The 18,595-nt window shown below is 33.6% G+C and carries 15 protein-coding genes and 3 tRNA genes; 8 read left to right on the forward strand and 10 right to left on the reverse strand.

Annotated features, from left to right (window positions below):
• Window positions 1–120 precede the first annotated feature (120 nt).
• Both AAHN03_RS00755 and AAHN03_RS00760 read left to right on the forward strand, forming a co-directional pair.
• Window positions 121–1,893 carry an ABC transporter ATP-binding protein gene (locus tag AAHN03_RS00755; protein WP_342278785.1) on the forward strand — a complete coding sequence of 591 codons (1,773 nt, stop codon included), beginning with the start codon at window positions 121–123 and terminating at the stop codon, window positions 1,891–1,893.
• 142 nt (window positions 1,894–2,035) lie between these two features.
• The gene (locus AAHN03_RS00760) at window positions 2,036–2,755 is read left to right on the forward strand and encodes an HD domain-containing protein (protein WP_342278786.1); all 720 of its coding nucleotides are present in this window, start codon (window positions 2,036–2,038) and stop codon (window positions 2,753–2,755) included.
• On the opposite strand, the gene AAHN03_RS00765 is transcribed toward AAHN03_RS00760, so the two are convergent.
• The 3 genes from AAHN03_RS00765 to AAHN03_RS00775 all read right to left on the reverse strand — a co-directional run bounded on the left by AAHN03_RS00765 (window position 2,682) and on the right by AAHN03_RS00775 (window position 4,410).
• Window positions 2,682–3,527, reverse strand: a complete 846-nt coding sequence (locus AAHN03_RS00765) for an MFS transporter (protein ID WP_342279222.1) — start codon at window positions 3,525–3,527, stop codon at window positions 2,682–2,684. The two genes, AAHN03_RS00760 and AAHN03_RS00765, sit on opposite strands and share 74 nt — an antisense overlap.
• The gene (locus tag AAHN03_RS00770) at window positions 3,512–3,880 is read right to left on the reverse strand and encodes an MFS transporter (RefSeq protein ID WP_342278787.1); all 369 of its coding nucleotides are present in this window, start codon (window positions 3,878–3,880) and stop codon (window positions 3,512–3,514) included. Before AAHN03_RS00770 ends, AAHN03_RS00765 begins: the two co-directional genes overlap by 16 nt.
• A gap of 242 nt (window positions 3,881–4,122) precedes the next feature.
• Window positions 4,123–4,410, reverse strand: coding sequence for a hypothetical protein (locus tag AAHN03_RS00775; RefSeq protein ID WP_341763156.1), 288 nt, complete (start codon window positions 4,408–4,410; stop codon window positions 4,123–4,125).
• 644 nt (window positions 4,411–5,054) lie between these two features.
• Between AAHN03_RS00775 and AAHN03_RS00780 the strand changes: the two genes are divergently transcribed.
• Complete coding sequence (locus AAHN03_RS00780; RefSeq protein WP_342278788.1) at window positions 5,055–6,380, forward strand: MFS transporter; 1,326 nt, start codon at window positions 5,055–5,057, stop codon at window positions 6,378–6,380.
• Here the strand turns inward: AAHN03_RS00780 and AAHN03_RS00785 are convergent.
• A complete protein-coding gene (locus tag AAHN03_RS00785) occupies window positions 6,301–7,035 on the reverse strand; it encodes an HD domain-containing protein (RefSeq protein ID WP_342278789.1) in 735 nt (244 codons plus the stop codon). The two genes, AAHN03_RS00780 and AAHN03_RS00785, sit on opposite strands and share 80 nt — an antisense overlap.
• Window positions 7,036–7,230: 195 nt before the next feature.
• Between AAHN03_RS00785 and AAHN03_RS00790 the strand changes: the two genes are divergently transcribed.
• Window positions 7,231–8,442: an ankyrin repeat domain-containing protein gene (locus AAHN03_RS00790; protein ID WP_342278790.1), complete on the forward strand. Its 1,212-nt coding sequence runs from the start codon at window positions 7,231–7,233 to the stop codon at window positions 8,440–8,442.
• 449 nt (window positions 8,443–8,891) lie between these two features.
• On the opposite strand, the gene AAHN03_RS00795 is transcribed toward AAHN03_RS00790, so the two are convergent.
• A complete protein-coding gene (locus tag AAHN03_RS00795) occupies window positions 8,892–9,821 on the reverse strand; it encodes a site-specific tyrosine recombinase XerD (RefSeq protein WP_342278791.1) in 930 nt (309 codons plus the stop codon).
• A gap of 21 nt (window positions 9,822–9,842) precedes the next feature.
• Window positions 9,843–9,917 (reverse strand) — tRNA-Cys (locus AAHN03_RS00800).
• A 681-nt stretch (window positions 9,918–10,598) separates the two neighbouring features.
• Here AAHN03_RS00800 and AAHN03_RS00805 point away from each other — a divergent pair.
• Window positions 10,599–11,102 (forward strand): CarD family transcriptional regulator, encoded by a 504-nt coding sequence (locus AAHN03_RS00805; protein WP_341762124.1) that lies wholly within the window; start codon window positions 10,599–10,601, stop codon window positions 11,100–11,102.
• A 192-nt stretch (window positions 11,103–11,294) separates the two neighbouring features.
• Here AAHN03_RS00805 and murA read toward each other — a convergent pair whose 3' ends face one another.
• From murA to cmk, 4 genes are all read right to left on the reverse strand, one after another.
• Complete coding sequence (murA, locus tag AAHN03_RS00810; protein ID WP_342278792.1) at window positions 11,295–12,569, reverse strand: UDP-N-acetylglucosamine 1-carboxyvinyltransferase; 1,275 nt, start codon at window positions 12,567–12,569, stop codon at window positions 11,295–11,297.
• A complete protein-coding gene (locus tag AAHN03_RS00815; RefSeq protein ID WP_341762122.1) occupies window positions 12,550–12,729 on the reverse strand; it encodes a hypothetical protein in 180 nt (59 codons plus the stop codon). Before AAHN03_RS00815 ends, murA begins: the two co-directional genes overlap by 20 nt.
• Before the next feature lie 244 nt (window positions 12,730–12,973).
• Window positions 12,974–14,719, reverse strand: coding sequence for a 30S ribosomal protein S1 (locus AAHN03_RS00820; RefSeq protein WP_342278793.1), 1,746 nt, complete (start codon window positions 14,717–14,719; stop codon window positions 12,974–12,976).
• Between the two features lie 423 nt (window positions 14,720–15,142).
• Window positions 15,143–15,805 (reverse strand): (d)CMP kinase, encoded by a 663-nt coding sequence (cmk, locus tag AAHN03_RS00825; RefSeq protein WP_341763148.1) that lies wholly within the window; start codon window positions 15,803–15,805, stop codon window positions 15,143–15,145.
• Window positions 15,806–16,083: 278 nt separating this feature from the next.
• On the opposite strand from cmk, the gene AAHN03_RS00830 reads away from it, so the two are divergent.
• The 3 genes from AAHN03_RS00830 (at window position 16,084) to AAHN03_RS00845 (ending at window position 18,257) form a co-directional block, all read left to right on the forward strand.
• Window positions 16,084–16,160: transfer RNA gene (locus AAHN03_RS00830), tRNA-Val, on the forward strand.
• 204 nt (window positions 16,161–16,364) lie between these two features.
• The gene (gene tolB, locus AAHN03_RS00835) at window positions 16,365–17,597 is read left to right on the forward strand and encodes a Tol-Pal system beta propeller repeat protein TolB (RefSeq protein ID WP_342279223.1); all 1,233 of its coding nucleotides are present in this window, start codon (window positions 16,365–16,367) and stop codon (window positions 17,595–17,597) included.
• 584 nt (window positions 17,598–18,181) lie between these two features.
• Window positions 18,182–18,257: transfer RNA gene (locus tag AAHN03_RS00845), tRNA-Thr, on the forward strand.
• Window positions 18,258–18,595: the final 338 nt, after the last annotated feature.

The raw sequence follows: 18,595 nt of genomic DNA on the forward strand, positions 1-18,595 counted from the left end.
AATCCAATGAATATGGATTGCCACGACCACTATGTGGTCTCGCAATGACGCCAATTTGCTATGGATAAATACTAACCTTGGTTAGCTATATAACAAATTACCAAACTGAAGGAGAGAATTTTGCAAAAAAAACATAATCTAATAAATTATGACTATAGTGCCTATAATACTTTAAGAAGGCTAATAGTTGATCATATAAAACCCTATCTAAAGCAGATCGGCATAGCAGTATTTTGTATGGTAGTTGCAGCTATGTGTGCTGCTTATAGCGTTAATTTAGTGCAACCAACTATTGATCAAATATTTTTAACAGGAAATCGTCAAATGTTATTATTTTTACCGTTAATGGTAGTAATAACATTTACTATCAAAGGGATAGCTGAATATTATTCAAATTATTTAATTAAATTTCTTGGTCAGAGGATTTTAACCGATCTGCAAATTAAGATGTATGAGCATCTATTGTTTGCCGACATTCTCTTTATTCAATCTCAATCATCGGGGCGTTTAATATCACGTTTTACTAACGATATTTCCATGATGCGTGGTGCTGTGTCAAATTTACTAGTAGGATGTGCCAAACATTTTTTAACAGTAATAGGTCTTATCATAGTGATGTTTAAGTTAGAACCTGGGTTGTCTTGTATTGTGTTTCTAGCATTTCCCCTAGCAATTTATCCAATACAGAAATTAGGGAAAAAAATTCGTAGAATATCAGGTCAAGCTCAAGAGGAATTAGCTAATTATACTTCTAGGTTAGATGAAACTTTTCAGTCAATTAAAATTGTTAAGTCTTTCTTAGGAGAGAGAATTGAAAGCAATCGAGCTTTATTGCTCTCTAGTAATATTTTACGTTTTCTAAAGAAAACTGCAAAACTGGATGCATTGGTTTCACCAATCATGGAAGTATTAAGTGGTATTACAGTTGGAGGGCTTATTTGGTATGGTGGGTTGTTAGTCATAAAAGGAGAAACTACACCAGGAGCATTTTTTGCTTTTATTACTGCATTTCTTGCAGCTTATAGACCTTTTAAAAGTTTGGTTTCTTTAAATGTAAACCTACAAGAGGGTATTGCTGCAACAAGAAGAGTTTTTAATATTCTAGATACTGAGCCTATTATTAAAGATAGTGTAAATGCTCAAAATGTTCAGTTAGTTAATCCACAAATAATTTTTAACAATGTCGAGCTAAAATTTAATAATAAAGTAGCTTTAAAGCTCATTAATCTAAAAATAATGCCAGGGAAAACTACAGCTTTTGTTGGACGTTCTGGCAGTGGAAAAACTTCGTTATCTAATTTATTAGTAAGATTTTATAACCCAACTAGCGGACAGATTTTAATTGATAATTATGATATTAAAGATATAAGGATTGACTCTTTAAGGCAGCAAATTTCTTTAGTAACTCAAGATACTACATTATTTGACACTAGTGTTGCAGAAAATATTGCTTATGGTAATCCAAATGCAACTCGTGATCAGATTATTATAGCAGCAAAATATGCTGATGCTCATCAATTTATCTCAAATCTGCCTGCAGGGTATGATACGATCATTGGTAATCAAGGTTCAACACTTTCAGGTGGACAACGTCAGCGTTTAGCGATAGCTAGAGCTTTTTTGAAATCAGCAGCAATTTTAGTTTGGGATGAAGCAACAAGTTCATTAGACCAAAATTCTGAGCGATTAATTCTAAATTCTTTAGTAAATATTCGTGAGAATAAAACCACCCTAATTATAACACATCGTTTATCGAGCATTAAGGATGTTGATCATATAGTTGTTATGAAATCTGGTATGATATTTGAACAAGGAACTCACTCACAACTTATGGACAATAAAGCGGAATATTATAAATTATATAATAAGGAATTAGAGGAGGGGGATAAGTGAACATAAAGGGAGTAGCTGTCTATTCACACAACAACAAAATACAAAAATATTCATCTTTTTTAAAAATAGATAAAAAATCCTTGGTAATAATTTATATTTTAGTTTAATCTATAAATCGAATATAAAAATATTTATGGTTTTTATGGAAGAAGATATTAATTATTGGGACAACTCAAAGTATGCACCTTGTCAATATGCTACTAGATTACTGGACAAATTACGTAAGATGAATGAGGAAATAAACCGGTCAATAGATATTGATGAGGTTAGAAAGGCTATTTATTACGCCAAGAAATATCATGGTAGCCAAATGAGGCAGTCAGGCGAGCCTTATTACTCTCATCCACTAGAGGTGGCGTATATGATCTCTGATTATCTTTTTCGTACTGACATTATTGTTACCAGCATACTACATGACACCATTGAGGATACAACACTTACCGCAAAAATGATTGCTTATATTTTTGGGGAGCAGGTTGCTAGTCAAGTAGAAGACTTAAGCAGGAACAAGCCTCACGGCAAGATTAGCTCGGCAGAAACATTAGATATATTACTTCAACAAGAAAAATATGATGTGGCATTGATTAAATTATTTGACCGAGTTCACAACTTACAAACTCTAGGAGTTAAATCACCTGAAAAAGCTAGGAAGATTATTGAAGAAACCGTAAAAAATTTTATAATCATTGCTATGCATTTAAAAATACCAACAATAACACAAGACTTAACTGCATTATGTTATAAAAATTTATCCATACAGCAGTTTGATCAACATAATCATCAAAATTCTATGGATAATTCCCCGCCACTTTCTCCAACTTTTCAAAATGTAATAGCCCGTATGCGAACCCCACAATTGTAGGGATCATAATAACCCATAATCCCCAATAGCCAAAATGGTTAACAAGATAAGTGAAACCAAAAGCAGTAATAACAGACACGAAAGCACGTGATATAGCGAATATAATGCTAGCACAGGTGAAACGTTTAAATACAGGAAAATGTTTATAAATAATTGGCATAGCAGGACCTAAACATTCGTTAAATAAAATGATAAAGAGTTGAATTAAAAATAACTCAAACGGAGAATGAAGATTATTCAAAAAATATGGACAAAATATGATAAAAATAGAACATATTATGAGTATAATTTTCATGGTTAATAGTGGATATATTTTGTAACTTAAATAAGATAATATTGATACGACCAAGAGCTGTATTAGACATAGAATAAAATTATGATGAATAACCTCAGCAATTGTATAACCAAAGTTAGTTTGTAAAATATTACTACAATATATATAAATAAAATAAAAACCTACAGGTAAAGCACATTGTAAGAAAAAAAGAGCTAATATTGTTTTTTTATTAACTTTTTCTGTCCAAATAGGATTTTTTACTAAAGTACTGGTATCTGTATTAGTTTGTGCAAAAACTTCTTTTAGTTGACGTTTGGCATCAGCAAATTCAGGCGTTTCTCGTAGCTTCGTTCTTGCAATAAAACCAATCAATGCAATTACTGCACCTATCCAAAATGCTGCACGCCAGTTAAAGCCATAAGAAGTAACAAGTGAGGCAATAGCTAAAGCACCTAATGCTCCTAGGGAAGCAGAAACTCCTAATGATCCAACAATTGCATATTGGGCTGGTGGGTGTTAATCGTTTCCGTTATATAAAGTTCAGCACCTACTATCTCTCCCATAGAAGATATACCTTGCACAATGCGGCAGATTGTTACTATCCAAGCCGCTGCAACCCCTATCTGGGTATAGGTAGGAAGATTAGCCATGACAAGACATGATACAGCCATCATAAAAGTTGTGATGATAACGGTAGATTTACGTCCTATATTATCGCCCAACCAACCAAATACTAATGCCCCAATAGGTCGAAAAACGTAGGTTGAACAAAAGGCAAAAGCCGCCATTAAAGAGGCTGTGTGAGAATCAGTGGTCTCAAAAAAAATCTCATTAAGAAGTACTGCCATATGAACGTAAAGCATTAAGTCAAAGTATTCTAAGAACGTCCCAATTGAAAGTAATCCGACGGCTTCTTTTTGTTCTCTCGTTAGGCTGGTTTGGGGATAGATAACCCTGCCATCTGCTTGTACAAATTTGCTCATATTAGTGTTTAAACCCTTAAGTTATATGTTATCTAGAGTTATATATAATTGTGTTAAAAACTCCCTATACCAATTGGCATAGGGGATGACGATTTATAGAATTGATACTACATAATTTCACAACACATATGGAGTTTAACAGTTTCAGCTAGTGCTGTATCGTCTTCCGAGTCAGATGTACTAGGGCAAGTTTCGTACGAAGCATTATGCTGGGAAGAAGATGCCCCCTGATATGAGTGAAATTGTTGACAATGCGATTCTAATTGTTTATCAGCCCAAACTGCAGCAGACACAGAAATTTCTGCATTCTTGTTAGGATATTGTAGTGATTGTCTTAATAGCATTAACCCATTGCCCCACCTCTGAAAAAACATCAGTATAGACTCGTGTAGCATCCTTCTTAAATATTCCTAAACTGCACTCTTAAACAGATCAAGACTTACCTTGTCTTCTTCCTTCCCGTTACCTTTATCCCTATCATCAAAATCATCAGCCATTTTATATTTTGCCATGCTATTAGGTTGATTTATGTTGCAATATTTTAATTAGAATCAATTCTAAAATAATAGTCAACTTAATTTTTAATAAAAAAATTAAGTAGTTTTTCATATATAAACAATATCCAATATTCTACTCGTATGCGATACGATTTTGATAATCAACATCTCGTTGATCTCAGCCTATATTTTTACCAAATATCTTTTTTCCCCCTTCTAATTTGTTCACCTTATGTATGGCATTTAAAAATTGTAGGAAAGTACAAGATGTCATTGCGAAACCACGTAGTGGTCGTGGCAATCCACATTCATTGCTTCGTCGCTGCGTTGCAGCTCCTCGCTAATAGACGCTAGGCTGTTTTTCCTATGACTTTTAAATTGCCATGGGGGTTATGCGTAAGGTGAGTAATTTGTTTATAGAACCGTGATATTGTTACAACCAAGATTTATTATTTCAATTTTCGATACTATAATTTTCTTGCTATTAATTAACCAAATCTTCAGTATTTATAAATACTAATAAATATATTTAAGGTGAATAAATGATAGGATATCAGCAGGAACAAAGAAGCCTAACGAAAGAACAAAAAGAAGCTGTTGGATTGCTTTCAATAGGGACTTTCCTAGAGTATTTTGATCTGATGCTTTATGTTCATATGGCGGTATTGTTGAATGAGTTGTTTTTTCCAAAATCTGACCCTCATACTGCAGCAATTTATGCTGCTTTTGCTTTTTGTTCTACTTATTTATTAAGACCATTTGGGGCTTTGCTATTTGGCTGGATAGGAGATAATATTGGACGTAAGGCAACTGTTATTATTACAACTTTTATGATGGCTTTATCCTGTTTTGTGATGGCTAATCTTCCAACTTATGCTGAAGTTGGACTCATTGCTACTATATTAGTTACAATATGTCGAATTCTTCAAGGCTTATCATCTATGGGAGAATTTATAGGTGCACAATTATACTTAACTGAAATAACAAAACCACCTATCCAATACCCAGTAGTAGCATTAACCTCTGTCTTTTCTATATTAGGTGGTACATTTGCATTAGCTATTGCATCTTTTACAACCTTACATAATTTAAATTGGCGTATAGCATTTTGGTTTGGAGCAGGGGTAGCTATAATAGGTGTTATAGCACGAACAACTTTAAAGGAAACTACTGATTTTGCTGACACAAAAAGACGGGTAAAAAATATTTTAGGTGACTCAAAAAAAGACTTAAAATCTAATCCTATATGGAAAGGAATTGTAGAAAAAAATAGTGATAGGAAAAACATAATAGCTTTGTTTTTTATGGATTGTGCTTGGCCAGTATGTTTTTACTTTGCTTATGTTTATTGTGGTAATATTCTTAAGCAAGATTTTGGATTCAGCTCAGAACAAATCATTCATCAAAATTTTATTGTTTCAATAATTCAATTAATAGGAATGTTAGTATTGACTTTTTTAAGTTATAAAGTTTATCCACCAAAAATCATCAAAGCTAAACTATGCTTGTTTATAATTGTTATGTTACTTACCCCAATGTTAATAACAAAAACATCTAGTCATTATACTATATTTTTTATTCAATGTTGTATAATGCTATTTACCTGTGACTATGTGCCAGCAAGACCAATAACATATACGCATATATCAATTTTCCGACGTTTTACTTATTCATCTTTTTCTTATGCTTTATCACGTGTTATAATGTATATAATAACTTCATTCGGACTGGTGTATTTAGTTGAGTTTTTTGGCTATATAGGATTATTAATTATAATGATACCTGTGGTTATAAGTTATAGTTTTGGTGTAATGCATTTTGGTAGATTAGAGAAAGCGGCTGGTAATTATTTTGATAAGAAAAATTAGTTGAATTTAAATCAATGTCTGTCAATACATTAATAGTAGTATATATGTGTATTAATTTTGATACGCTAGGTAACCCTAAATATTCTGCTAAAACTACGAAATAACGTAAGGTCTCTTCTATAATCTTTTTAGCTTTTTCCGGTGATTTAGCACTAACCGTTTGTATATTATGTAATCTGTCAAATAACTTAACTAAAAGCACATCATGTTTCTTTTCTTTATATAACATTTCGACCATTTCCGCCGAGCTAATCTTGCCATGAGACTTGACCCTAGTCAGGTCTTCTACTTGACTAGCCACTTGACTGCCAAAGATGTAAGCAATCATCTTTTCGGTAAGTTTTGTATCCTCGATGGTGTCGTGTAGTAATGCAGTCACAATCATGTCAGTTCTGAAATATTTTGGAATTTCTAGGGCTGTGTACTGGGCAAGCATATACGCCACTTCAATCGGATGAGAATAATAAGGCTCACCAGATTGTCTCATTTGACTGCCATGATATTTTTTAGCATAGTAGATGCCTTTTTTGACTTCATACATGTCTATTGGTTGCTTTACTTTTTTATTTAGCAAAATTAACTCCTTAAGCAACCTTTCAGCATATGCGCAATACTGGTATTTTGAATTATCCCAATAGTTATTAACATCTTCCATAAGAAACCATGATATTTTAATTATAAAGTTATAATAAACTAAAATTTTGACTATTTAAAGCATTTACTACTTTTTATCTTTAAAAATATGCAATATTTTCTAACCTATGTTGTATAAATTTTTTCATAAATATGCTTAGTGGGTAGGAAAAATATGATATAATTCAACTATAATGATTATATAAAAGAGGATCAGATGAGTAAAGATAAAGATGTAGCTAGCACTATGCAACTACATGTGGCAGTTAAGAGTGGAAATATTGAGGAAGTAAGAAAAATATTAGAATTGCCTAACCTTGATATTAATGCCAAAGATAAAAATGGCAGAACTCCATTACATATAGCGGCAAAAGAAGGGTTTACTGATATAATAGAGTTATTAATTGAGTCTGGTGCTACGGTAAATGTGTTAGGTTATGAAGAAAGGACAGCTTTACATGAAGCAGCATTGAACACTAAATATCAGGCAGTAGAGATATTACTTGATCACGGAGCTCAAGTGGATAGTAAGGGTTGGGGTAAAGACATTACAAGATTTTGGCTTAAGGACAAAGGAGCATTATATAATACACCATTATTTAATGTGTTGGATCTATGGGTTGCCAAATATCAAGCTCTATGTGATGCAGACCCTGACGACATACCTGATACAGACCCTAAAGTAGATTCTGATACAGAAGATAATAGTGATATTACAAAGAATTCAGAACAAAAGGAGGACTATATTAATACAGCCCATACACTAATAGATCATCATGCATCAGTAAATGTTTTTTTTAACAATGGTCACTATTATTATCACGCTATACATACTGCAATACGGGCAGGATTTTCTACTGTTGTAGAAAAGATGATAAAAAATGATCCTTCTTTAGCTAATGTACAAGAGTATTTAGATGAAAGGTGGCCTCATGATAAGCAATATCCCTTAGAAATAGCAATAGAACATGAACACCCTGAAACAGTAATGGTACTACTTAAAAATTATGCTAATGTTTGTGAGATAGAAAACGTCATGGAGAAATTAGCAAAATTTGGTGAAGAAATATTAAAAGAAGCTAGACATCTTGAAGAAGAAATAAAAAAATTTGTAGAAGCATTTCGTTATGTTTCTGAACACAAAGAATTACCTAATGATTGGGATAAAGATGAATTTTGTCGTATTTTCCATATATTAGATAACCCTTCTATACTCTTTAACTGGGACGAAGACCACTTTCCATTCATGGATGGACTAGATGCCTCGGAACAACTGACAAAAAAAATGAAAATTTCTGTAAGAAGTTTTGTTAACAATTTATCATTTGAAACACCTATTTCTAATCCAAGAACTGGTTTGACAGATGAAATAATTCACCAAGATCATATAATGAAACCATTAGGTGATTCTAATCATCATGACCAATGAAATTACTCATATGTATTATATAATATACTACTCGTAACCTCAGTTTTGGATTAAAATTAAAAATTTTAATCCAAAACTGGCTAGAATATTCAGAAAAATGCATTCTTGAAGCGGTTCTACGAATGCATTTTAATCTATTATCGCTAATAATCTTATTTTTATTGGTATAAAAATAAGATTATTAGCAAATGAAATATTTAACAATCAGGCGTCAAACCGCTTTAAGCCTGATTGTTTACATTCTCATTCCAATTTCGGATTAATGAAATTAATCCGAAATTGAGGTTCGTAAATGAAGAGTTGGTAGACGATAGTATAACTTCAAGAAGAGCTAGGCAGTAGCAAAGTCGAGCTGCTAGGCGTACATTAGTACGTGAGCAGCTTCGATCTTTGGTCGTGGGAACGCCAATTCTTGAAGTTCTACCTGAGTATACCATTAATTCTTTACATCATTTGAGTATAGATGATTTAAGCGGATGATGATCTAAAGCCTGTTTTAGATGCTTTGTTTGTATATGTGTGTAAATTTGGGTAGTACTAATATCAGCATGTCCAAGTAGTTCTTGAATTACCCTAAGATCTGCACCGCCTTCTAGCAAATGGCTTGCAAAACTGTGACGTAAAGTATGTGGGGAGATATTACTTGGGTCTAGCCCAGCCTTAATAGATGCTTGTTTTAACAGAATTGCAAAATTCTGCCTAGTCATATGACCACTAGCTGAAGAAGAACAAAATAAATAAATTTGACTTTTAGGGTGTTTTTTGCTTATAAATTTACTACGAATAGTTAAATAATCAGACAAACTCATGGTAGCCTGTTCGTTGATTATCACCATTCTTTCTTTATTACCTTTACCGATTATTGAAAATATTTTTCTAATATTTTGGGACATTTGATTTACTAAAATATCAGTTAACCTTATACTGACAAACTCAGAAACACGTAACCCACTTGCATATAATAAATGAATCATTGCTTTTATGCGTATGGAATCAGGATTTTTGTCTTGATTGCAATAGAAAAGTAAATCTTTGATTTTATCAATTGATAATGTAGAAGGAAGTTTAGTTTGATATCTTGGTAAATCTACCATCAAAGCAGGATTATAATTGGTATGCTTTTCGCTAATTAAAAATTCATAATAGTTTTTTATAGTGGATATTTTCCGGTTGATTGATCTTGCCTGCAAGCCATTTCCTGATAAATATTCTATCCAGTCTCTAATATTTTCAGCTTTAATATTCAGCTCTAACAAGTTATTCTGTGATAAAAATTTCTGAAAATCTAACAGATCACCTTTGTAGCCAAGTACGGAATTATTAGCTACACCACGCTCCGCTATCATCATTTCTAGGAATTGTTCGATAAACTCTACCATATTATGTACAGTTTGTTTTAATGGAGGCTAGGGCCGGAATCGAACCGGCGCATTGAGGATTTGCAGTCCACGGCATTACCACTTTGCTACCTAGCCTAAAGGCTTTGAATACTAACCAATATTAGAGCAAAAGGCAACTTATTTTTCTTTTGTTTTAGGCAGGGTAACCTCAGTTCGATATAAGAATTAATAATTCTTATATCGAACTGGCTTTGTTATAAGGAAAAATGCACTCTTAAAGCGGTTCTGCGAGTGCATTTTAACTTTTTTCATCATTCAACATGTGATTTTAATTATTAAAATCACATGTTGAATGGAGTGTTATATTTTAACAATCAGGTGTAGAACCGCTTCAAACCTGATTGTTTCTATATATAATACTGAATTCGATGTAACTTGTTACATCGAATTCAGGTTAGGGTAATATTTTTTTATAACTTATACTTTGTTATCCTTCTAAACTTATACTTTGTTATCCTTCTAAAATATGCTATACTACCACAGAGTAAAATTAGTCTGTATTGTATACTAATTCTGTTTCGAAGAATTATTATTTGAAAATATCAAGGACTCCCGTACCATAATGTACGTCTAGTGTGTTCTTTCCTCATTTTCAAATTTAATTCGGAGTCACATTCAAGTATATTTAGGGAGTGTTATCTTTAGTATTGTGATTTGCAAAATATCTATAGTTAGGATTTAATTATTTGCAACTCACTGACACAAATTCAAATCAATTGACCATGGTCTAAGTTTTTATAATGGAAAGGAGTAAGCATGTCAACATCGTCTGAATTTAAAGTAGGAGAAAGAATTGTATATCCATCTCATGGAGTTGGAGAGATAGTAAATGTAGAACACCAAATCATAGCTGGTGCTGATATTAAGGTTTATGTAATATCGTTCCCTCAAGACAAAATGACTTTGAAAGTACCGGTAAACAGAGCTGCTATTTCGGGTCTTAGAAAACTTGTTAGTAAAACTGATTTAGCTTTAATATATTCAACACTTCAGGGTAAAGCTAAGCAAGGTAATAGGATGTGGAGTAGAAGAGCACAAGAATATGAGGGTAAAATAAATTCTGGTAATGTAGTATCTGTAGCAGAAGTGGTACGAGATCTCTATAAGAATGTTGATAGTGATCGATCTTATAGTGAAAGGACTATTTATGAATCAGCCTTAAATAGGCTAGCTGGGGAGCTTGCAATTCTTGAGAATATAAATCCTGACGAAGCAATTAATAAATTAATTGAAGTATTGAGAGATAAGCTCGCTGCGTAAATTGGAAACTCATTTTCCCAAGGTGATACACTGCTATAATTTCAAGAGTTGATAGACGATAATATAACTTCAAGAAGAGCTAGGCAGTAGCAAAGTCGAGCAGCGTAACGTACATGAGTAACGGAGTAGTTTCGATCTTCAGGTCGCGGGAATCTTAATTCTTGAAGTTCTACCTAAATATAACGAATTTATTTAAACATTACCTCCAGTAATTCGTACTATATTTGCCCCGCAACTGGTTAGTTTTTTCTCCAATGTTTGGTATCCACGGTCTAAGTGGTAGATTCGGTGTATTCTTGTTGTATCGTTGGCGGCAAGTCCAGCTAATACTAAGGATACTGATGCTCTGAGGTCGCTTGCCATTACTTCTGCTCCTGTCAAAAAAGGTACACCCCGTATTATAGCACTCTTTCCGTTAACTGTTATATTTGCACCCATTCTGCATAATTCAGGAACATGCATAAAGCGATTCTCAAAAATGTTTTCTGTAATTATAGAAGAACCTTTGCAAAGAGTCATAAGGCTCATAAACTGAGCTTGTAAGTCTGTTGCAAACCCTGGATATGGGTTTGTATGGATGTCCACAGGGTTTAATTTACCTACGTAAGAAACTCTTAAACCATTATCAATAGGTAAAATTTCTATACCAGCTTCAATAAGCTTTAATACTATATTTTCAACGATATTATTGCTGATTCCATAAATGTTTAAATTGCCTTTAGTAATAGCAGCAGCAATCATGTAAGTACCAGCTTCAATACGATCCGGCATAATTGAATAATTGACATTTTTTAAATGAGATCTACCAATTATTCTTATTTCATTTGTAGCAATTCCATCTATTTCTGCACCCATTTTGCTAAGACAATGGCACAGATCAATGATTTCTGGTTCTCTAGCACAGTTAAATAATATTGTTTCTCCTTCAGCCAAAGTAGCAGCCATTATGGCATTAATTGTTGCTCCAACAGATATTTTATTAAAAACAAAATGTACAGCTTTTAATCTACCTTTAATTGCAGCATTAATATAACCATGATCGACGTCAACATTTGCTCCCATAGCTTGTAGAACTGCTACATGTAGATCAACTTGTCGAGCACCTATAGCACATCCTCCAGGTAAGGAAACCTTAGCTTTAGAAAATCTAGAAAGTAGAGGTCCTAGAACCCAAATAGAAGCACGCATTTTACGTACTATATCATATGGTGCAGTAAAATTATTAATATTGCTGCTGTCGATATCCATACTCAATCGATCTTGATGATCAGTTAAAGTAACAACACTACCTAAATTCTCAAGTAATTTTTTCATTGTGAGAATATCAGTAAGCTTTGGAACATTGTTAATACTAAGCTTATCTGTAAGTAGTGCTGCAGTCATAATTGGTAGGGTCGAATTTTTAGCCCCACTAATGCTAATACTACCTTCAAGAGGGATACCGCCTTTAATTATCAAACTGTCCATGGGAAAATCCTATATTACTTACAAAAACTTGAAAAGTGGTAACCAATTTGCAAATTTTTAGGTAAAAATTGAGTAGCAAAATTGAAGTAAAGACCTTCGATTTTGCTACAAAACAATAATAGATATCTTTGGCAAACTCTACTTCTGCTGGTAATACCATTTCCCAAAACTAAATTGCTACTCGGAGTACGAGTGTCGGCTACCTTCGCGTACAACTAGTACGTGAGGAGCGGAGATCATGAAGTACGACGACGTGATGATTAGTTTTCGGAAATGGTATAACTTATTCGTGCTACCGGCTACTGCTGCTCCTCACGTACATCATCGTCCGCTGCGGGTCGATATTCCGTGGCTTCTTTAAATTCCTCAGCATAAGCGAGTTTGCCAAAGATATCTAATAAATATCAAGTTTTACCGTTCTTGTCTCCTTTATTGTCAAGAGCTGTTCCAAGTATGTCCCCTAGACTAGCAGCACTATCAGCAGAACCATATTCTTTGATAGCTTTTTCTCTCTTTTCTATTTCAAGTGCTTTTATTGACAAAGTAACTTTACGAGATGCCTTATCAATGGTAATGATTTTTGCATCAATTCTGTCATTAGGGACAAATCTTTCAGTTTTTTGTTCAGCTTTTTCACTAGAAAGATCAGCTTTTTTGATGAAGCCCGGTATTTTGTCGTCTAAAATAACTTCTATCCCATCATCTTTAACTTCAGTAACTGAGCAAGTAACGACCATATTTTTTTTGTACATGTCAAATTCATCTTGCTGGGGGTCAAAACTTAGTTGTTTAATACCTAAGCTTATACGTTCCTTTTCAATATCAATTGATAAGACTTTACACTCTATTTGATCATTCTTTTTATATGTTTTTAACAGCTCAGTACCATTGCCTTCCCAACTTATATCTGTTTCATGAATCATACCATCAATGTTGTCATTAAGTGCTACAAACATACCAAAGTCAGTGATATTTCGTATTGGTGCTTTAATTATACTACCTATTGGATGACTATGTGCAAACCCAATAATTGGGTTATCTTGACACTGTTTAATACTTAAAGATATTCTATGTTTATCGGTATCAACTTCTAGAATTGTGAATTGAACTTCTTGACCAATAGTAAGCATTTTCTTAGGATGTTGATTTGATTTTACCCAGCTAATTTCACTTGAATGAACGAGTCCTTCAATACCATCTTTTAATTCAATAAATACCCCATAATCAGCAATATTTGTTACTTTGCCAGTCATTACTTTGCCAACTGGGAATTCTTCTTTTATACTTTGCCATGGATTATGATCAAGTTGCTTCATACCAAGTGAAATTCTCTTAGTTTCTTCATTAAATTTTATAACTATAACCCTAACCTTTTGATCTAGAGATAAAACTTCAGAAGGGTGATTTATTCTGCTCCATGAAATATCAGTAACGTGCAATAGACCGTCTACATTACCTGAATTACCTAAAGCAATAAACGCACCGTAATCAGTGATATTTTTTACTGTACCATCTAATATTATTCCTTCCTTAATTTTCGATAACATTTCGTCTCTAGCCTCAGATCTTGATTCTTCAAGTATGGCTCTTCTAGAAACTACGATATTACCAAGTTTCTTATCCATCTTTAAAATTTGGAATGGCTGCTTGATACCCATTAACAAAGCAATATCTTTTATTGGTCTAACATCTACCTGACTTCCAGGTAAGAAGGCAACAACCCCTGATACGTCAACAGTAAATCCACCTTTAACACGTCCGAATATTATACCATCAACAAACTGTTTATTGGCACATGCAATTTCTAAATGTCCCCATGATTCTTCTCTAATGGCCTTTTCACGACTTAATATAGTTCTACCGTTACGTCCTTCAATTTTCTCAATATATACATCAACTATCTCGCCAACTTCTGGTAAAGGTTGATTACTAGCCAGAGCAAATTCTTCTATAGGAACTCTGCCTTCATTCTTTAATCCAACATCAACTATGATAATGCCTTTAGCAATCCCTACTACTTGACCTTTGACAACAGTACCTTCTTTTACGTGACTAGTACTTACGGCTTCAAGCATTTGTGCAAAATCTTCGTGAGATTGAATGCTAATTTCAGCAAGTTGAGAAACAAATTTTTTCTTAAATTTTTGCATATTATTCTCTAATACTAGTTGTGCCGTCTAGTATAAAAATTATAGTTAATTGACCTGAATTTACATAAGCAAGTTGTTCTTCGCCTTAAGTAATCAAATTCAACTAAATTAACTATGAATGGTTAATAAAATGTAGATAAAACAACCTATGGCACATAAAATATGTTGATGTTACCTAACTACCCCCATTCGGGATAAGAATTTGTCAATTCTTATCCCGAATGGGCTTTAATATAAGGAAAAATGCATTCTTAAAGCAGTTTTGCGAATGCATTTTAAACCTTTCTAAAGCTAAAAACATGATTTTAATCTTTTAAAATCATGTTTTTAGCAAAATATTAATTTAACAATCAGATGCAGAGCCGTCTCAAATCTGATTGTTTCTATAATTTTACCGAATTTGGGATAAGAATTGGCAAATTCTTATCCCGAATTCGCGTTAACTGAAATAAACTCCATGATCTTATCAATCACTTCTTTTGGTGATAGATAAGAAGTATCAATTTCTAAAGCTCCTTGTGGAGGAAGAGTTGGAGCAATATCACGCTCTATATCTCGTTTGTCTCTTATTTTTAGTTGTTCCAAAACTGTATCAAATATATATTCTCCTCCTTTTTCTTGCAACTCTTTATATCTTCTCTTTGCTCTAATAACAATATCTGCTCTGATAAAAATCTTTAAGTCAGCATTTGGAGCCACTACTGTTCCAATATCTCTACCTTCCATTATAATTCTAGGAGTTGTTTTTATTAATTTTCCTAGATATTTCCCTAGGTTATTTCTTACTTCCGGTATAATAGCAATTTTTGATGCTACATTACCTACAATCTCACTATCAAGTTCTGAATTTTGTACATATTCCGTAGATTTGGATAATTCAATTATTCCATTTATGTCAGTAAGATCAATTTTTTGGTTTATACAAGAAATAGCAAGGCTTCTATATACAATACTTGATTGAAAGTAAGTAAGCTTAAGTTTTTGTGCTAACATTTGCCCAATTGTACTCTTACCCGATGCTGCTGGACCATCCAGTGCCACTACAAAATTATTGCTAATATTAAAAGCTTGAGATTTTAAGGTCATTTACTTATAATTTTATGCTGAATTCTAGCTGAATATTTAAAATAATGCAAATAAAACTTGAAATTGAAGCTATTATAGATTAGACATGTTACCATGAAAACTTGATATATATTTCAAATGATTTGAAGAATTGGGACAATAAACAAGGGGTAACCGGACTAGGTGTACATCTGCTACGTGAGTACGAGATAGACTCTGCAAGTATTTGAAAAAGCAATTCTTTAAAGCAGAAGAGTATACTTTGTTGTTTTAAGTATAAAATTAAATCAGAAAAGCAAGGGCGGTTAGCTCAGTTGGTTAGAGCATTACGTTGACATCGTAAAGGTCGGTGGTTCGAATCCACTATCGCCCACCAAATTTTTATTATATATTAATATCAATTTGTATTTAGGTTGTTTTTGGCGACAGAACCTAAATACAAATTGATGTTAAATATTGTTAAAAAAAGATCTAGGTGGTATTAGTGGTCAGGTATTTTTGTGTTATACTGTTGTTAGTTGCTAACTTCAATAGTTATGCCATAGAAACTATAGTTATAGAGCGAGGACATGTTGATCCAATGCCGATAGCTATTAATAAATTTGATGCAGATGATAGTGCGAATAGTGTAATTGGTGCTGATATAATTAGTGTAGTATCTAATGACCTAAAGAGTTCTGGCATGTTTCGCCCAATTTCTACGGCTTCTTTTATAGAACAAATTTTAGGGGTAAAACATAAGCCTCTTTTTGCTGCTTGGCGACAAATTAATGCTAATCTGCTAATTAATGGTGAGGTTACTAAGCTATCTTCTGGCAAGCTAAAGGTTAGTTTTATATTATGGGATGTAAGCTTAGAAAAAGATCTTATAGGTGAGATTTTTGAAATAGCACCACATTTATGGCGTAGAGTAGCACATAAAATAGCTGATAAAATTTATGAGAAAATTACTGGAGATTCGGGTTATTTTGATACAAAAATAGTATATGTGTCAGAAAGTGGACCTTATCTAAAACGGGTAAAGAAAATAGCTATGATGGATCATGATGGTGCTAATCATAAATATCTGTCAGACGGTAAAAATCTAGTTCTTACCCCAAGATTTTCTCCGCAAGCAGATAAGATTATGTATTTATCGTATGTACGAAAGCAAAAACCACATGTTTACATTCGTGATCTTAAAACAGGTAAAGAAAAACTAGTTGGTAATTTTCTTGGCATGTCCTTTGCCCCAAGATTCTCACCTCAAGGGGACAAGGCTATAATGTCAATAGCAAGAAATGGAGCTACTCATATTTTTGAAATTGATCTGAATAATATGGCGACTAAGCAGTTGACCCATGGTGTTGGTATTAATACCTCTCCTAGCTATTCACCGGATGGCAGTAAAATAGTTTTTAATTCTGATCGAAGTGGTTCAAGACAATTATATATTATGAATTCTGATGGTTCAAATGTGGAACGTATCAGTTTTGGCGGGGGAATGTATACTGCACCAAGTTGGTCACCTAGAGGAGATTATATAGCCTTTACTAAACTTTCTAAAGGAGAGGGTTTTACCATTGGAGTGATGAAAGCACTTTCCTATGGTGATGAGAATAGTGAAAGAATTATAACTAGTGGCTATCTAGTTGAAGGTCCGTGTTGGTCACCCAATGGTAGGATAATTATGTTTGCTAAAGGTTGGCCTTCTAGAAACAAAACAGCTGGTAGAAATCGTATATATTCCATTGACTTAACCGGTTATAACGAAAGAGAGATTCTTACTCCTCAAGATGCTTCTGATCCTGAGTGGTCAAGAATGTTAAATTGACTAGGTTCTTATATCTTAAAAACATATTATAACCTCAGTTCGATATAAGAATTAATAATTCTTATATCGAACTGGCTTTATTATAAGGAAAAATGCACTCTTGAAGCGGTTCTGCGGGTGCATTTTAACTTTTTTCATCATTCAATATGTGATTTTAATTATTAAAATCACATATTGAATGGAGTATTATATTTTAACAATCAGGTGTAGAACCGCTTCAAACCTGATTGTTTCTATATATAATACCGAATTCGATGTAACTTGTTACATCGAATTCAGGTTATTATACCATTTCCCAAAACTAAATTGCTACTCGGAGTACGAGTGTCGGCTACCTTCGCGTACAACTAGTACGTGAGGAGCGGAGATCATGAAGTACGACAACGTGATGATTAGTTTTCAGAAATGGTATTAGACTTCTTTCGAAACTCGCTTATGCTGAGGGATTTGAAGGAGACTCGGAACCTCGACCCGCAGCGTACTCTAATGTACGTGAGGATTCGAGTACCGCATCGACGTACAAATCACCAGCAGAAGTAGAGTTTCGAAAGAAGTCTATTATAAGAACCTAGGTCTAACCTATTGCCGGTATAGCTCAGCTGGCAGAGCGACGCATTCGTAACGCGTAGGTCGGGGGTTCAATTCCCTCTATCGGCACCATAAATATTATATCTTTTTGGCAAACTCGCTTATGCTGAGGAATTTAAAGAAGACACGGAATCTCGACCCGCAGCGGACGATGATGTACGTGAGCAGCAGCAGTAGCCGGTATCACGCACAAATTACCGACAAAAGTAGAGTTTGCTGAAGATATCTATTGTAACACAATAACATCACCTTATTAACCTCAATTTCGGATTAATTTCATTAGACTTCTTTCGAAACTCGCTTATGCTGAGGGATTTGAAGGAGACTCGGAACCTCGACCCGCAGCGTACTCTAATGTACGTGAGGATTCGAGTACCGCATCGACGTACAAATCACCAGCAGAAGTAGAG

The sequence above is a fragment of the Candidatus Tisiphia endosymbiont of Myopa tessellatipennis genome (assembly GCF_964031105.1).
Lineage (GTDB): Bacteria > Pseudomonadota > Alphaproteobacteria > Rickettsiales > Rickettsiaceae > Tisiphia.

Excerpts from the sequence above, each read along its gene's own strand:
- AAHN03_RS00760 (WP_342278786.1), top strand. The coding sequence starts at position 2,036 with ATGGAAGAAGATATTAATTATTGGGACAACTCAAAGTATGCACCTTGT.
- AAHN03_RS00770 (WP_342278787.1), bottom strand. The coding sequence starts at position 3,880 with ATGGCAGTACTTCTTAATGAGATTTTTTTTGAGACCACTGATTCTCAC.
- AAHN03_RS00775 (WP_341763156.1), bottom strand. The coding sequence starts at position 4,410 with ATGCTACACGAGTCTATACTGATGTTTTTTCAGAGGTGGGGCAATGGG.
- AAHN03_RS00780 (WP_342278788.1), top strand. The coding sequence starts at position 5,055 with ATGATAGGATATCAGCAGGAACAAAGAAGCCTAACGAAAGAACAAAAA.
- AAHN03_RS00785 (WP_342278789.1), bottom strand. The coding sequence starts at position 7,035 with ATGGAAGATGTTAATAACTATTGGGATAATTCAAAATACCAGTATTGC.
- AAHN03_RS00790 (WP_342278790.1), top strand. The coding sequence starts at position 7,231 with ATGAGTAAAGATAAAGATGTAGCTAGCACTATGCAACTACATGTGGCA.
- AAHN03_RS00795 (WP_342278791.1), bottom strand. The coding sequence starts at position 9,821 with ATGGTAGAGTTTATCGAACAATTCCTAGAAATGATGATAGCGGAGCGT.
- AAHN03_RS00805 (WP_341762124.1), top strand. The coding sequence starts at position 10,599 with ATGTCAACATCGTCTGAATTTAAAGTAGGAGAAAGAATTGTATATCCA.
- murA (WP_342278792.1), bottom strand. The coding sequence starts at position 12,569 with ATGGACAGTTTGATAATTAAAGGCGGTATCCCTCTTGAAGGTAGTATT.
- AAHN03_RS00815 (WP_341762122.1), bottom strand. The coding sequence starts at position 12,729 with ATGGTATTACCAGCAGAAGTAGAGTTTGCCAAAGATATCTATTATTGT.
- AAHN03_RS00820 (WP_342278793.1), bottom strand. The coding sequence starts at position 14,719 with ATGCAAAAATTTAAGAAAAAATTTGTTTCTCAACTTGCTGAAATTAGC.
- cmk (WP_341763148.1), bottom strand. The coding sequence starts at position 15,805 with ATGACCTTAAAATCTCAAGCTTTTAATATTAGCAATAATTTTGTAGTG.
- tolB (WP_342279223.1), top strand. The coding sequence starts at position 16,365 with ATGCCGATAGCTATTAATAAATTTGATGCAGATGATAGTGCGAATAGT.